This window comes from uncultured Campylobacter sp. (genome assembly GCF_963517995.1).
Taxonomy (GTDB): Bacteria; Campylobacterota; Campylobacteria; order Campylobacterales; family Campylobacteraceae; genus Campylobacter_A.
On sequence record NZ_CAUQHQ010000070.1, the window covers coordinates 1 to 12,253 of the forward strand.

Consider the following 12,253-nt stretch of genomic DNA (forward strand, 5'->3'; position numbering starts at 1 on the left):
AAATGATCGTAGCTGATCTCAAATTTATCCCACAACTCCCTAAATTTCGCGCTTATCTCATCGGCGTAGGCTTGCGGCGTGTAGCCCTTTTTTGCGGCGGCTTGCTCGATCTTTTGCCCGTGCTCGTCGGTACCGGTCATAAAGTACGTATCATCGCCCTTTAGCCTCGCAAATCTCGCTACAGTATCTGCTATCACGGTCGTGTATGCGTGTCCGATGTGCGGCACGTCGTTTACGTAATAAATCGGAGTCGTAATATAAGTCGTGTTCATATCTTTCCTTTTTAAATTTAAAAATCAAATCCGCCGCCGTCGCCTTTGGACATCGAGCTATATACGGCATCTACGTAGTTTTTGCGGGTTTTGCACTCAAACATCGTCTCGCAGGCAAAGCACGAGTTTAGACCTTTTTCGCGCTGGCAAGCTTGTAAAATTTTTCTTTGGCGATCAAGCTCCAGCTCAAATTCATCTTTCTGAGCTACATCATGCTCTACGACATGCTCGCTCATTTCACGCTTCCGTAAAATTTATGCAGTAAATTTATCTCGTCTTTGGAGCCGAAAAAGCAAGGCGTGGTTTGATGGATTTTTTCCACTTTCATATCAAAAAGCGTTGCCGAGTATCCGTCGCTAGTAGCGCCGCCTGCGCGCTCGTAGATGAAGGCAAACGGCAGCACCTCAAATAGCGCTCTTAGCTTGCCATTTGGCGCGTCGGTCGTGGCAGGATAGCTAAAAAGCCCGCCGCCTTTTAGTAAAATTTGATGCAGGTCGCTCACCATGGCGCCCGAGTATCTGAGGCGATATCCCTGCAAAAACAGCTCGCGGATAAATTTAGCGTGAGTTTCGCTCCAGCCTTTTTGCGTAGCGCCGGTGGCGTTTAGCTTGCCTTTTTGAGCTAGAGCGAGGTATCTGATAAACCTAAACTCGCCGTCTTTATCCAAGCGAAAAAACGCCGGCGCGGTTCTATCCGTGCAAAGAACGAGCTCAAGGCGCGGGCCGTAAACGACGTAGGCGGCTGCTTTTAGATTTTGCGGAGTTAGTTCGTTTTCGTAAATGCCGAAAATCGAGCCAATAGAAAAATTTACGTCCACTAGGCTAGAGCCGTCTAACGGATCGTAGGCGACGATAAATTTCGCGCCATCGTTTAGCGCCAGCATATCCTCTTTTTCTTCGCTAACGAGCGCTTTTACGCAAGCTAAATTTGAAAACTCGGCCGTGATGATCTCGTCGCTTCTCACATCTAGTTTTAGCTGCGTATCGCCCGTGGCGTTGGCGTGATCTGTATAGCCTAGATCGGCGTATTTTATCTCTTCGCCGATTTTTACCGCGATTTTTTTAATCGTTTCAAAAATTTCGTTCATTTTAAAACCTTTGCGTTTTTTAGTATCCACTCGCAGATAGCCTGCGTGTCGTCTAGATCGAAGTTTGGTTTATCGATCTCGTAGTCTTTTTTATAGCTTGCGATCGCGTTTGAAAAGCTAAGATAATCCTCGTTTATCTCATCCTTAAACACGCTGATACGCGGCAGCGGCAGAGTTTTTAGCCCCTCGACTAGTAGCAAATCAAACTCTCCCGCCATCGCTACGACGTCCTCCACGCTCTTGCTCTCTTGCGAGAAAAAGGTCGTGCGCGTCGGACTCATGACCGCTACCTCGGCGCCTATTTGGCTAAATTTATAGCTATCCTTGCCCTCGACGTCAAATCTCGCCTTATCGCCCGGGTCGTGCTTGATGATCACGACTTTTAGGCCGTCGTCTATAAATTTTTTGGCGACCTTTAAAATAAGCGTGGTTTTACCGCTATTTGAAGGCCCCGAAAAAGCCATTGCCGCTTTCTTCATTTTTCTCCGAATTTTCAAAATTTACGCCGATTATAGCAAATTTAGGCTTTTTAAAAGCAAAATTTATCTAAAATAGCACCAAATTTAAAGAGGTTTTAAAATGAAAAAGAGCGTATTTTTCTTAAGTTTTATTTTGGCGTTAGTCGGTTGCGCGGACAAAAAATATATCCACGAACCGCTAAAAAACGAGCTTTTGGCCTACACGAGCAAGTCTGAGATCATAGATGAAAAGACTAACATCCTAATCGTCGCGACCTATCTAAATCCGATCTATAGCGAGCTGATTGACGAACAAAAAAGAGAGAAATTCATCGTAGCCGTGCATCCCAAAGAAGTTAAAATTTTAGAGGAGAGCTTTGCGGCAAACGGTTTGCAGCAAGGCATCCTAGTTAGACGCCTAGCCGCAAACGATCCGCTTTTGCAAAAAGTTAGCTTTGAGGTTCCGTGGGCCCAGTATTTCGAGGTCAGCACCCCAGAGATCAAAAGCGATAAAATCAACCTTACTTTCGAAATTTATCCGTCAAAGAAGGCGTCTTTAAGCTTTCAAAAAGTGTCGAAATCGATGTACTGGAACGGAGAAGCCTTAGGTAAATAACATAGTTTGCGAGTACCTTTTTGCCGTAGTCGCGACTCTCGGCAAAGGGTACTAGCTCCATGGATAAAAACGGTTCATACTCGCCCTCGTTAAAAAGGTCGCCTCGCTGAAGCATCTTCTTAGTAAAGCCGATACCGCCGTTATACGCGTAAGCGACAAAAAGCGGATGGTAGAGGTATTTCTCCAAATAATTTAGATGATGATCCGCAAATTTTAACGCAAGACGCGGGTCGAACATATCGTCCTGATCGAAATTTGGGATTTGCAGCTCTTTTTTGCCGATATGGTTAGCCAAAAACGGCATAAACTGCATCATACCAAGCGCATAGGAAGTCGAGATGACGGCCGGGATAAAGCGGCTCTCTTGCCTGCCGATCGCGTAAAGAAGCGCTTTTCTAGTCGCGTTTACGTCCTCTAGCTCTTCTACAAACGGCATGACGAAGTAACTATCCTTGTAGCCGCTTGCTTTTTCCATCAGATAGGCATACTGACCTAGCGTCTCTTTGGTGTTAAAAGTTTCGGAGTGCTTTGCGGCGTCCTGCGCGCTCATCTCTTTTATCATTTTAAAGGTTTTTTGCCATAAAAACGGATCTTTTATATCGTAGTCCGCTACCTTTTCTTTCGTAGGCGTCGGCGTGACGATGTTTACGGCGGGACTTGCTCCCGTTAGCTCGTTTGCGTAGAGCGTGTAGATATTTACGTCGCGGCTTTGATTTAGCTTCTCAAGATAGCTTCTGTCATGACTTAGCAGATATAGCCAAAATACTGCGTTATCCTTGCGGTCTTGCCTCTCAAAGGCGGCCTGCGCTCTAGCAAAAAATCTCGTCGCGTCTTTTAGAGAATTTAACAAAACCGCATTGATGCCGAGCATAAAGGCGTCCTTGCCGGCAAGCTCGGAGTCTTTTATTGCGAGAAAATTTTGCCTAAATTTAGCGTATTTTTTATCGATTATTAAATCGTTTGCCAGAGCGTGAAACTCTTTTTTAGCCGCGAGCAAATTTATAAAATTTGCGTCAAATACCTTATCAAATTTATCCTTGTGCGAGGACTGGTTAAAATAAACCAAAAACGCGTCCGTATCGTTAAATTTGGCAAATTCATCCTCGGGGTGCTTCTCGTTTAGCGAGATCAAGCGCCGATAAAGAAGCGGATCGGAGTCTTTAAATTTATCCGCTAGCTTTTGCCTCGTCTCCTTTTTTAGCTTCATCATAAAAGGCACTCTGAGGCGCTGTTTTTGGCAGGTTACGTTGGCATCTAGGATATTTTTCGCGCTTACGCTATCGCAGTTTCCTTTGGTCTTTTTGGGCGGTAAAATTTCGGCTAGTTTCTTTGCTAGCACGCCCGCTCGGCGAAAGACGTCTTTATTTAAAATTTGCGCCTGCTCCTTAGTGTAGTCGCCTTCGGTTAAAAGACGGTAAAAGTAGTAATCCTTAGCAAGCCCCTTAGGCTCGTCTTTTATCTCCTCAAAGCTCTTAACTCCACCAAACGCCGCCGCCGCAAAAATCGCAGGCAGAATAAATTTAAGCAGCGTACGCAAACATAAGCCTTACGAAAAATCTATCTATAAACTGAAGCGACAAAAGCACGATAATAGGCGCTATATCTATACCGCCAAAAACCGTCGGTATCACGCGGCGGATGGCGGCATAGACGGGCTCGGTGAGGCGGTAGAGCAGCTGCACGATGGGATTATAGGGATCGGGGCGCACCCAGCTTACGATCGCAGCGCCTATGATGATCCACGTGTAGGCGCTGATAACGATATGCAGGATACTGCCGACTGCTTCTAAAAATACCGAAAATATCATCGTAAAATTTCCTTTAGATACGGTTTGATGAGCGGATATAGCTCGCTAAGCTCGGGGCCGTGTTCTGCTCCCGTGAGCAAAATCCTAAGCGGCATAAAAAAGCCTTTACCCTTTAGCCCCGTGGCGTCCATGAGGGCTTTTTTTAGCTCGTTAAATTCGCTAAATTCGCTCAAATTTAACGAAGCGGCGGCGGCTTTTATAGCCTCGCAGCCCGCCTTAAACTCATCCGGGATAAATTTGGTCGCAAAAATCGCATCGACCTTGGCTTTGATCTCGGTTAGAAGGCTGCTTTCTTGTGTGTAAAATCTAGCAAGCGGGGCAAATTCGGGCTTTATGCCCATTAGCGCGGCTAGTCTTGCATCGCTTGCTCTTTTGATGTGTTCGCGGTTGATGTGCTCAAGCTGCTTGACGTCAAATTTAGCCGGAGACGCCGAAACCTTCGAGATATCAAACCACTGCGCGGCTTCTTCTATCGTAAAGATTTCAACAGGCGCCTTGTAGCCTAGCGAGACGATGTAGTTTGCGATGGCTTCCGGCATAAAGCCTTGCGAGAGCAGCCATTTTACGCTACTTTCGTTCTCGCGTTTGCTCATTTTTTTGCCCTCGACGTTTAGGATGATAGGCAGGTGGGCGTAGTTTATCTTTTGCGTATAGCCTAGTCCTTCGCGGATAAGGTCTTGCTTTGGCGTGTTGCTGACGTGATCCTCGCCGCGGATGACGAATGTGACGCCCTCCAGCATATCATCGACCGCGCAGGCGAAGTTATATGTCGGCGTAAAATCAGCCCGCATAATCACGAAGCTATCGACGTTTTCGGGCTCGAAGCTTATCTCGCCCTTTATCGCGTCCTTAAATTTCATCGTGTCTAACGGCTTTTTCATGCGCACGACGAAAGGTTTTTGGTTATTTAGCACTTCGTTATCGCTTAGATGCTCGCACGTCCCGTCGTAGCGGTAGGCTTCGCCTCTAGCCTTGGCGGCTTCTTTTTTAGCTTCTAGCTCGCTTTCGGTGCAAAAGCACGAAAATGCCTTTTTATCTATCAAAAGCTTTGCCGCAAATTCGCGGTGAAATTTCAAATTTTTACTTTGATAATAAAGCGTGTCCCATTTTATACCGAAAAGCTCTAAAATTTCTAAAATTTCCTTGTCTTTTCCGGGGATATTGCGCTCCTTGTCGGTATCCTCGATACGGATGATAAAGCCGCTTTTATCCTGGAGCGAACAGACGTAGTTTAGGATCGCAACCCTTAAATTTCCCAGATGCATATCGCCTGTAGGCGACGGCGCAAAACGATACATTTTTGTTTCCTTATTGATTTTTGGGGCGATTATAGCATTTTTGGCATTTAACCTCGCTTTTTTATCTTTTGTGAAGCTAAAATAAATATAATTGATATCTAATTTTAAAATTTAAAGGAAAAAGATGAGTTTCATCAAGGAATTTAAAGAATTCGCAATGCGCGGCAACGTCATCGACATGGCCGTGGGAGTCGTGATCGGAGGGGCTTTCGGTAAGATCGTTAGCTCACTAGTAGGCGACGTGATCATGCCTATCGTGGGCGTACTAACGGGCGGCGTAAATTTTACGGATTTAAAATTTACGCTAAAAGACGCGGTCGGCGATACGGCTGCCGTAACCGTAAACTACGGCTCGTTTATACAAACGATGGTCGATTTTACGATTATCGCGTTTTGTATTTTCTGCGTCGTTAAGGCTATAAATTCGCTCAAAAAACCAAAAGCGGAGGAGCCAAAAGCCGAGGAGCCTGCGCCGGTGCCTGAGGATATAGCGCTTCTAACCGAAATCAGAGATCTTTTAAAAAATAAATAAGAGCGCAAATGCTGGAGCAAATCCCGTTTTTTCAGGGGCTAAACGAGGCCGAGTTAAAAAGGCTAGAAGATATCAGCATCCTAAAAAAGTATAAAAAGGGCGAGTTTTTATTTATGGAGGGCGAGGAGTCAAAGTGGCTCCACCTCCTCATAAAAGGCTCGCTCAAGCTCTATAAAATCGGCCCCAAAGGCAAAGAGATTTTTATGCATCAATTTAACGGGATTAGCTTCGTAGCAGAGCTTGCCAACTTTGAAAATATCAAATTTCCGGCGACTGCGATATTTTTAACGGGCGGCGAGGTGCTAAAAATCGACTACGATAAATTTTACGCCGAGTTTTTATCCAACCCGCGCGTATCACTACAAATCATAAAATCGCTCTCGCAAAAGCTAAAAATCGCAAGCGAGCTGATACATCAAGAGCTCGTGCTAAACTCCGAGGCAAAGGTCGCGAGATTTCTCGTTAACCACGCCGACCTTTTTAACGAGCTAAAACACATCAAAATTGCTTCCATCCTAAACATCACCCCTGAGACGTTTTCAAGGATTTTAGCTAAATTTAAAACCCAAAATTTGATCGAACTAGACGCAAATAATAAAATCGTAAATATCGCTACAAGCGAGCTTTCGGAGATGTTTGAGGGATAAATTCGGCTTACCGATTTCATAAATTTAACTCAAATTTTACTTCTCGACTAATCCGCTAGAATTTTAGAAATTTGATCAAATTTGACGTCATTTAACCCCGAATTTAAACGCGGAATTTTAATTTTTCTTCTTTTGCGCAGCTTCGGTATCTGCTAGCGAAGTGATTTCGTATTTTTTATCGATATAGCCCATTTCTAGTAACTTATTAAAGATTTTAGCCGTGAGAGGTCCCGCAGCCAGACCGCCGTGTCCGCCGTGCTCGATGATAACGGTAACGGCATAACGAGGCTCCTCGTACGGCCCGTAAGTCGTGACCCACGCGTGCGAGCGGCGCAAATACTCCATGTCCTCTTCTTTCATACGCTTTTTTTCGGCCTGCGAGATGCCCACGACCTGCGCGGTACCCGTTTTTGCCGCTAGCGTGAGTTTTGCCTCTTTAAAATATTTATGCGCGGTACCTTTTTTATGATTTACGACCTCATACATCGCCTTTTGGACATACGGCAACTGCTTTTTCTCAAACGGCGTGAGAATATCATCGGTAGGCTCAAATTTAACCTCCTCGCCGTTTACGCTACGTAAAAAATGCGGGACGATATTTTTCCCCGTCGCTAGTATGCCCGTATAGCGCACCACCTGCATCGGCGTCACGAGGAAGTTGCCCTGCCCGATCGAAGTGATCAGCGTCTCGCCCTGATACCATGGCTGGGCGTACTTTTGCATTTTCCACTCGCGTCCAGGCACGATACCGACAAATTCGTTAGGCAAATCCACGCCGCTCTTTTGCCCAAACCCCAGCCGCTCTAAAACCGGGGTTATAGCGTCGATACCGACCTTTAAGCTGCCTTTATAAAAATAATCGTCGCAGCTCTCGCGGATGGCCGAGTTCATATCCATAAAACCGTGTCCGTAGACGTTCCAGCAACGGAAATTTCGCCCTCCAAGCTCAAACGAGCCCGAGCAAAAATACCCATCGGAGCGACTCATCTTGCCAGTATCTAAAAACGCCATCGCCACGCCCATTTTTATAACCGAACCCGGCGGATAAAGGCCGTTTACGAGCTTGTTTGTGAATGGATGATCGATACTTTTAACAAGCTCGTCCCATTTAGCCTGCGAAAGACCCGTAACAAACGGATTTAAATCATACTCTGGAAAGCTGCCCGCAGCCAGTATCGAGCCGTCTCTCACGTCCATCACGATGATGACGCCCGCGTTATCGCCGAAAATTTCCTCGATGTATTTTTGCATCTCAAGGTCGATCGTAAGCGAGATGTCCGAGCTTTGCGGGTAGCTCACGGATATCTCCTCGACCTCCTGATTTAGCGCGTTTACTTTTACCTTTCGCACGCCCTCTTGACCCTGCAAGACGGAGTTATAAAAGCGCTCCGTGCCGCTTCTGCCCGTGTGATTGGTTAGCTTTGCGACGGGGTCGGACTCAACGTCTTGCTGGTTTGCGCGACCGACGTAGCCGATGATGTGCGAAGCTAGGTTGTTGTATGGATAGTGGCGCTTGGATGCCGGCTTGACCTCTAAATTTTCTCGCAGCGAGAGCTCGGCTATACGCGGTATCATCTTATCGTAATCCATAAAATCGATAATCTGGATAAAATCTTGATTATAAGGGGAGTCGGCCTTGACGTATTCGCGCTTTAGCTTCGTGACGTTTAAGTCCTCGAATAAATTTTGTAAATTTGCAAGCTCGGCGTCTAAAATCTCCGCCCTCTTGCCGCTCAGGTGCGGCTTTAAAGCGACGGAAAAGCCGAGGCGATTTACCGCCATAGGACGGCCCTTGGCATCTAGAATCAGTCCGCGCACCGGAGCTAGGTACTGCGTTTTTACCGCATTTTGCTCGGCGATCTCCTCGTAAAAGTCGTTTGATTTGACGCTAAGGTAATAAACGCGCACCAGCAAAAGCACCCAGACGCTAAATATGATGCCAAACACTATACGCATCCTCATAAGCGCCCCCTAAACAAAATCACCGCTAAAACAGACTCTACACCGACGTAGATCAGGTATTCGTAGTCAAATTTTAGCATCGGCAAATTTGCCGCGTAAGAGATAAAAGAGCTAGTAGCACAAGTCCAAACATAACCGCTAGCGACGAATCCTGCCGCCAAAAGCTCTCTTGATTTTAGCGTAACGATGAGCCAGTCGGACATAAAATGATAAAAAAGCATAAACGCAATCACCGCCGAAAATAGCGCAAATCCATGCGCCTGCTCGGCAAAAGTGAGGTAAAACAGACAAAAATACCACTCCTTGCCAAACTCTTTGAGCGTCTTTTGTTTTTGCAAGGTTAGCATAATCATGTAGGTAAAAAATATCCCCATAAGAGGCGGCAGATATGTAAATATAGTCGTTAGGCTCTGATAAACGATGAGAAAAGCCACCCAAGCAAGCTGTTTTAAAAATCGCTTCTCTGCGCCCAGTCTTCGCATCGCCGCACTCGTTTGCATGGTTATAAATTTATAGCTAAATTTATAAACTTAGCTTTTTGGCTGCTTAAATTTGTAAATTTGGCTAGAAAATTTGATGGTAAAAATGCCAAAATTTGCCTGCGGCTTTTTGATTTCATTACAGCCCCAGTGCGTTTAGATATATAAGCTCATTTGCCTTTTCTACGCCCGTTTTTTTAAGCGCCGAAACGAAATGTGCGCCCGGATAGACTTTTAAAACCGCGCTTTTTTGGCTTTGATTTAGCTTGTCTGATTTTGTGAGGAAATTTAAAATTTTTTGATCGGGGCGCAGGAAGCTTTGCAAATAGTCGTTTACGTCCCTATCGATTTGCATATCAAACTGGCGCGAGTCGATGAGATGCACGAAAAGTTTAATATTGGCTCTAAATTTTAGATATTCGTCGAGGTTTTTTTTCCACTGCGCGTGCATGCTTTTGGCAACTTTTGCGTATCCAAAGCCCGGCAGATCGACGAAGGTCAAATTTGCCCTCTCCTCGCTTGGCTCGCCTTGCTCGTTTTTGACGCCACGCGCATACTCGACCTCGAAAAAATTTATGAGGCGCGTTTTGCCCGGTGTCGAGCTGCTCTTGGCTAGGCTTTTTTGGTTTACGAGAGTGTTTATGAGGCTGCTTTTGCCCACGTTTGAGCGCCCTAGAAACGCCACTTCGCTAGAGTTTGCAGGCGGAGCTAGCGAGATGTCGGGCGCCGAGATAAGAAATTTTGCGTTTAAAACGCGGATCACTTTTTGTCCTCGACTTGGAATATAAATTTGACCGGCTCTTTTTTGCCGCTATTTACGTTATACGTGCCGCTATTTTGATTGACCGTGATCTTTTCGCCGTAGACTTTTTTATCAGTCTCTATCTCGTGCAAAAAGCCGTTGCCATTTATCGTATATAAATTTGGCGCAGGCTCGTAAACAAGCTCGCTACCGCTACCGTCGTATGTTTTATTTTTGATAAATACTCTAAATTTGGCGTTGCCGGAAGCGACGTATTTTAGCGGATTTCGCTTTTTGTCGAAATATATCACTACCAAATTTGCAGTGAGCGTATCCTTGCCTTTTTTAATATTTACATTGCCTTTAAATTCGCTTATTTGTTTGCCTTCGTCAGCATAAAACTCGTCCGCTGTGATCTCCACCTGCTCTGCTAAAAGCGGTAAAGCGCTAAGCGCCAAAACTAAAACCGTCTTTTTAATCAAATCTATTTTCGTCATTTTTCGTCCCGTTTCTTTCTATCTTGTTCTATCAAGGCAAACGCTTTTTTGATATAAGCCTTTTTTAGCTCAAAATCGTAAACCAAAGCCTTGCCGACTACCTTATCCTCGTCGCGCGTCATCGTAAAAGGCATCTCGGTCGCGGCTACTTTCGTCGCCGTGCTATAAACGACCTCGTCCGAGAAAAACGTCAATTTTTCGCTATTAGCATATTTAGCGTTACCTTTAAATTTAATGCGACCTCCGTTATAAAATGCCTTATCTGCGCTAACGTTATGCTCCTTGTTATCCTTAAAGATTTCTGCCCTAAATTTTATAAACTCGTCAAATTCGGCGTATCTATTCCACGTATCGGCTTCGTATCTAGCATTTACCGTCGTGGCGTTTATCTCGTAGTCGGTAACCGCGTTCATCTGCATATCCGCGCTAACTTCGCCGCCTTTTAAGAGCTCGCTATAATAAGGCTCCTCAATCGCTAAATAAACCATCGCTACGCTAAAAACGCTAACGACGATATAAAATATCCTTATAACCAACGTTTAGCCCACTCTTGCCTTAAGCCTTCGCTGTCTATAAGCATCTCTATCATCTCGCGCACCGCACCGTTACCGCCTTTGTGATTAAGCTTCGTTTTTACTTCAAGCTCTTTGATCGCGTTTTTTGGTTTAAAGCTCCATCCGACGCTTTTTAGCAGCTTGTAGTCGTTATAATCATCGCCTATAGCCGCAGCGTTTTCAAACTCCAGCCCTTCAAATTTCAGTATCTGTTTTGCGGTTTGAAGTTTATCGCTAACGCCTTGATAGACGTGCGTTATTTTTAGATCCTGCGCCCTTTTTTCGACGATTGGAGAGCTTCTGCCGGTGATAATCGCGACTTTTTTGCCAAGCTTTAGCCAGCTCTCGATGGCGTATCCGTCCTTGACGTCAAAAAATTTAAGCTCGTCGCCGTTAGGACTATAAACGATCTTGCCGTCGGTTAGGCAACCGTCTACGTCTAAAAATATAATCTCTATCATAGCACGCCTTTCGTGCTAGGTACGCCGACTCTGGAGTTTTTGGTTAAAGCCCTTCTTAGCGCGACGGCGCAGGCTTTAAAGCTAGCCTCCAAGATATGATGAGAGTTTCGTCCGCGGATTTTAGCGATATGTAGCGTAATTGCAGCATTAAACGCTAGGGCTTGGAAAAATTCATTCGCTAGCTCTACGTCAAATTCGCCGACTTTGCCTTCGTTTATACTCTCATAGGCTAAAAACGGGCGATTTGAAAGATCAAGCGCGCAGTTTACCGCAGCCTCGTCCATAACTACTGTCGCCTCGCCAAATCTCTCAACTCCGCTAAGCGGATAAATTTTCTCTCTTAAAGCTTGTCCGATAACAATACCTACGTCCTCCACGCTGTGATGAAAATCTACGTGCAAATCGCCCTTGCAGACAAGCTTCATATCAAAAAGCGCATGTTTGCAAAAAGCATCAAGCATATGATCGAAAAATCCTATACCGGTACATATCTGGGCTTTACCGCTACCGTAAATTTCAAGCTCTAGGCTAATATCCGTCTCTTTAGTTTTTCTTCGCATTTTATTCTCTCACGAAAAACGCGCCCGCAATATGGCCGGCATTTATAAAGTCTTTAGCCTCGTCCTCGCTTCTAAAGCCGGCTATAAACACTCTATATACCTTACCTCCGTCAAGCTCGTAAGACTTTATAACCGTATCGTATGCTCCATTACCGTATTTGCCAGCGTATTGTTGTCTTTGCGCATTTGCGCCGCTTAAATTTTTAAACGCGCCGATTTGCACCATAAAGACTCCGCCGACAAAACTTTGCTGCTGGGTTTTAGCTATACCCGAACTTTG

At 45.3% G+C, this 12,253-nt stretch carries 18 protein-coding genes; 3 read left to right on the forward strand and 15 right to left on the reverse strand.

All coding sequences use genetic code 11. The features are described from left to right. The 4 genes from RYL88_RS07920 to mobB form a co-directional block, all read right to left on the reverse strand. On the reverse strand, positions 1 to 272 hold a 272-nt coding region (locus RYL88_RS07920), incomplete at its 3' end, for a class I tRNA ligase family protein (RefSeq protein WP_314990397.1). Positions 273 to 289: 17 nt separating this feature from the next. Beyond that, on the reverse strand, positions 290 to 508 hold the full coding sequence (locus RYL88_RS07925) for a hypothetical protein (protein ID WP_314990398.1): 219 nt from the start codon (positions 506 to 508) through the stop codon (positions 290 to 292). After that, a complete protein-coding gene (locus tag RYL88_RS07930; protein ID WP_314990399.1) occupies positions 505 to 1,359 on the reverse strand; it encodes a class 1 fructose-bisphosphatase in 855 nt (284 codons plus the stop codon). The genes RYL88_RS07925 and RYL88_RS07930 overlap by 4 nt, the downstream gene beginning before the upstream one ends. Beyond that, positions 1,356 to 1,838, reverse strand: a complete 483-nt coding sequence (gene mobB / locus RYL88_RS07935) for a molybdopterin-guanine dinucleotide biosynthesis protein B (protein WP_122862095.1) — start codon at positions 1,836 to 1,838, stop codon at positions 1,356 to 1,358. Before mobB ends, RYL88_RS07930 begins: the two co-directional genes overlap by 4 nt. A 100-nt stretch (positions 1,839 to 1,938) precedes the next feature. On the opposite strand from mobB, the gene RYL88_RS07940 reads away from it, so the two are divergent. After that, the gene (locus tag RYL88_RS07940) at positions 1,939 to 2,433 is read left to right on the forward strand and encodes a hypothetical protein (protein WP_314990400.1); all 495 of its coding nucleotides are present in this window, start codon (positions 1,939 to 1,941) and stop codon (positions 2,431 to 2,433) included. Here RYL88_RS07940 and RYL88_RS07945 read toward each other — a convergent pair. From RYL88_RS07945 to gltX, 3 genes are read right to left on the reverse strand one after another with little or no spacing between them, the layout of a single operon-like run. Continuing rightward, positions 2,339 to 3,970 carry a lytic transglycosylase domain-containing protein gene (locus tag RYL88_RS07945; protein WP_314990401.1) on the reverse strand — a complete coding sequence of 544 codons (1,632 nt, stop codon included), beginning with the start codon at positions 3,968 to 3,970 and terminating at the stop codon, positions 2,339 to 2,341. The two genes, RYL88_RS07940 and RYL88_RS07945, sit on opposite strands and share 95 nt — an antisense overlap. Then, positions 3,954 to 4,241, reverse strand: a complete 288-nt coding sequence (locus RYL88_RS07950; protein ID WP_314990402.1) for a YggT family protein — start codon at positions 4,239 to 4,241, stop codon at positions 3,954 to 3,956. Before RYL88_RS07950 ends, RYL88_RS07945 begins: the two co-directional genes overlap by 17 nt. Continuing rightward, on the reverse strand, positions 4,238 to 5,539 hold the full coding sequence (gene gltX / locus RYL88_RS07955; protein WP_314990403.1) for a glutamate--tRNA ligase: 1,302 nt from the start codon (positions 5,537 to 5,539) through the stop codon (positions 4,238 to 4,240). Before gltX ends, RYL88_RS07950 begins: the two co-directional genes overlap by 4 nt. Before the next feature lie 124 nt (positions 5,540 to 5,663). Here gltX and mscL point away from each other — a divergent pair, with 124 nt between their 5' ends. Next, the gene (mscL, locus tag RYL88_RS07960; RefSeq protein WP_297967586.1) at positions 5,664 to 6,071 is read left to right on the forward strand and encodes a large-conductance mechanosensitive channel protein MscL; all 408 of its coding nucleotides are present in this window, start codon (positions 5,664 to 5,666) and stop codon (positions 6,069 to 6,071) included. Positions 6,072 to 6,079: 8 nt separating this feature from the next. Then, positions 6,080 to 6,718: a Crp/Fnr family transcriptional regulator gene (locus RYL88_RS07965; protein ID WP_304345661.1), complete on the forward strand. Its 639-nt coding sequence runs from the start codon at positions 6,080 to 6,082 to the stop codon at positions 6,716 to 6,718. A 117-nt stretch (positions 6,719 to 6,835) separates the two neighbouring features. Here the strand turns inward: RYL88_RS07965 and mrdA are convergent, their stop codons facing one another. The 8 genes from mrdA to RYL88_RS08005 all read right to left on the reverse strand — a co-directional run. Continuing rightward, a complete protein-coding gene (mrdA, locus tag RYL88_RS07970) occupies positions 6,836 to 8,680 on the reverse strand; it encodes a penicillin-binding protein 2 (RefSeq protein WP_314990404.1) in 1,845 nt (614 codons plus the stop codon). Further along, positions 8,677 to 9,162 carry a hypothetical protein gene (locus RYL88_RS07975; protein WP_314990405.1) on the reverse strand — a complete coding sequence of 162 codons (486 nt, stop codon included), beginning with the start codon at positions 9,160 to 9,162 and terminating at the stop codon, positions 8,677 to 8,679. The genes mrdA and RYL88_RS07975 overlap by 4 nt, the downstream gene beginning before the upstream one ends. A gap of 136 nt (positions 9,163 to 9,298) precedes the next feature. Beyond that, positions 9,299 to 9,922, reverse strand: coding sequence for a ribosome biogenesis GTP-binding protein YihA/YsxC (gene yihA / locus RYL88_RS07980; RefSeq protein WP_314990406.1), 624 nt, complete (start codon positions 9,920 to 9,922; stop codon positions 9,299 to 9,301). Next, the gene (gene lptA, locus RYL88_RS07985; RefSeq protein WP_314990407.1) at positions 9,919 to 10,398 is read right to left on the reverse strand and encodes a lipopolysaccharide transport periplasmic protein LptA; all 480 of its coding nucleotides are present in this window, start codon (positions 10,396 to 10,398) and stop codon (positions 9,919 to 9,921) included. The genes yihA and lptA overlap by 4 nt, the downstream gene beginning before the upstream one ends. After that, positions 10,395 to 10,934, reverse strand: a complete 540-nt coding sequence (gene lptC / locus RYL88_RS07990; protein WP_314990408.1) for an LPS export ABC transporter periplasmic protein LptC — start codon at positions 10,932 to 10,934, stop codon at positions 10,395 to 10,397. The genes lptA and lptC overlap by 4 nt, the downstream gene beginning before the upstream one ends. Further along, entirely contained in the window at positions 10,925 to 11,413 is a 489-nt protein-coding gene (locus tag RYL88_RS07995) for an HAD hydrolase family protein (protein WP_314990410.1), read from the reverse strand. Before RYL88_RS07995 ends, lptC begins: the two co-directional genes overlap by 10 nt. Then, positions 11,410 to 11,973, reverse strand: a complete 564-nt coding sequence (gene hisB, locus RYL88_RS08000) for an imidazoleglycerol-phosphate dehydratase HisB (protein WP_314990412.1) — start codon at positions 11,971 to 11,973, stop codon at positions 11,410 to 11,412. Before hisB ends, RYL88_RS07995 begins: the two co-directional genes overlap by 4 nt. Before the next feature lies 1 nt (position 11,974). Beyond that, a partial coding sequence (locus RYL88_RS08005) for an SPOR domain-containing protein (RefSeq protein WP_314990414.1) occupies positions 11,975 to 12,253 on the reverse strand: 279 nt, incomplete at its 5' end.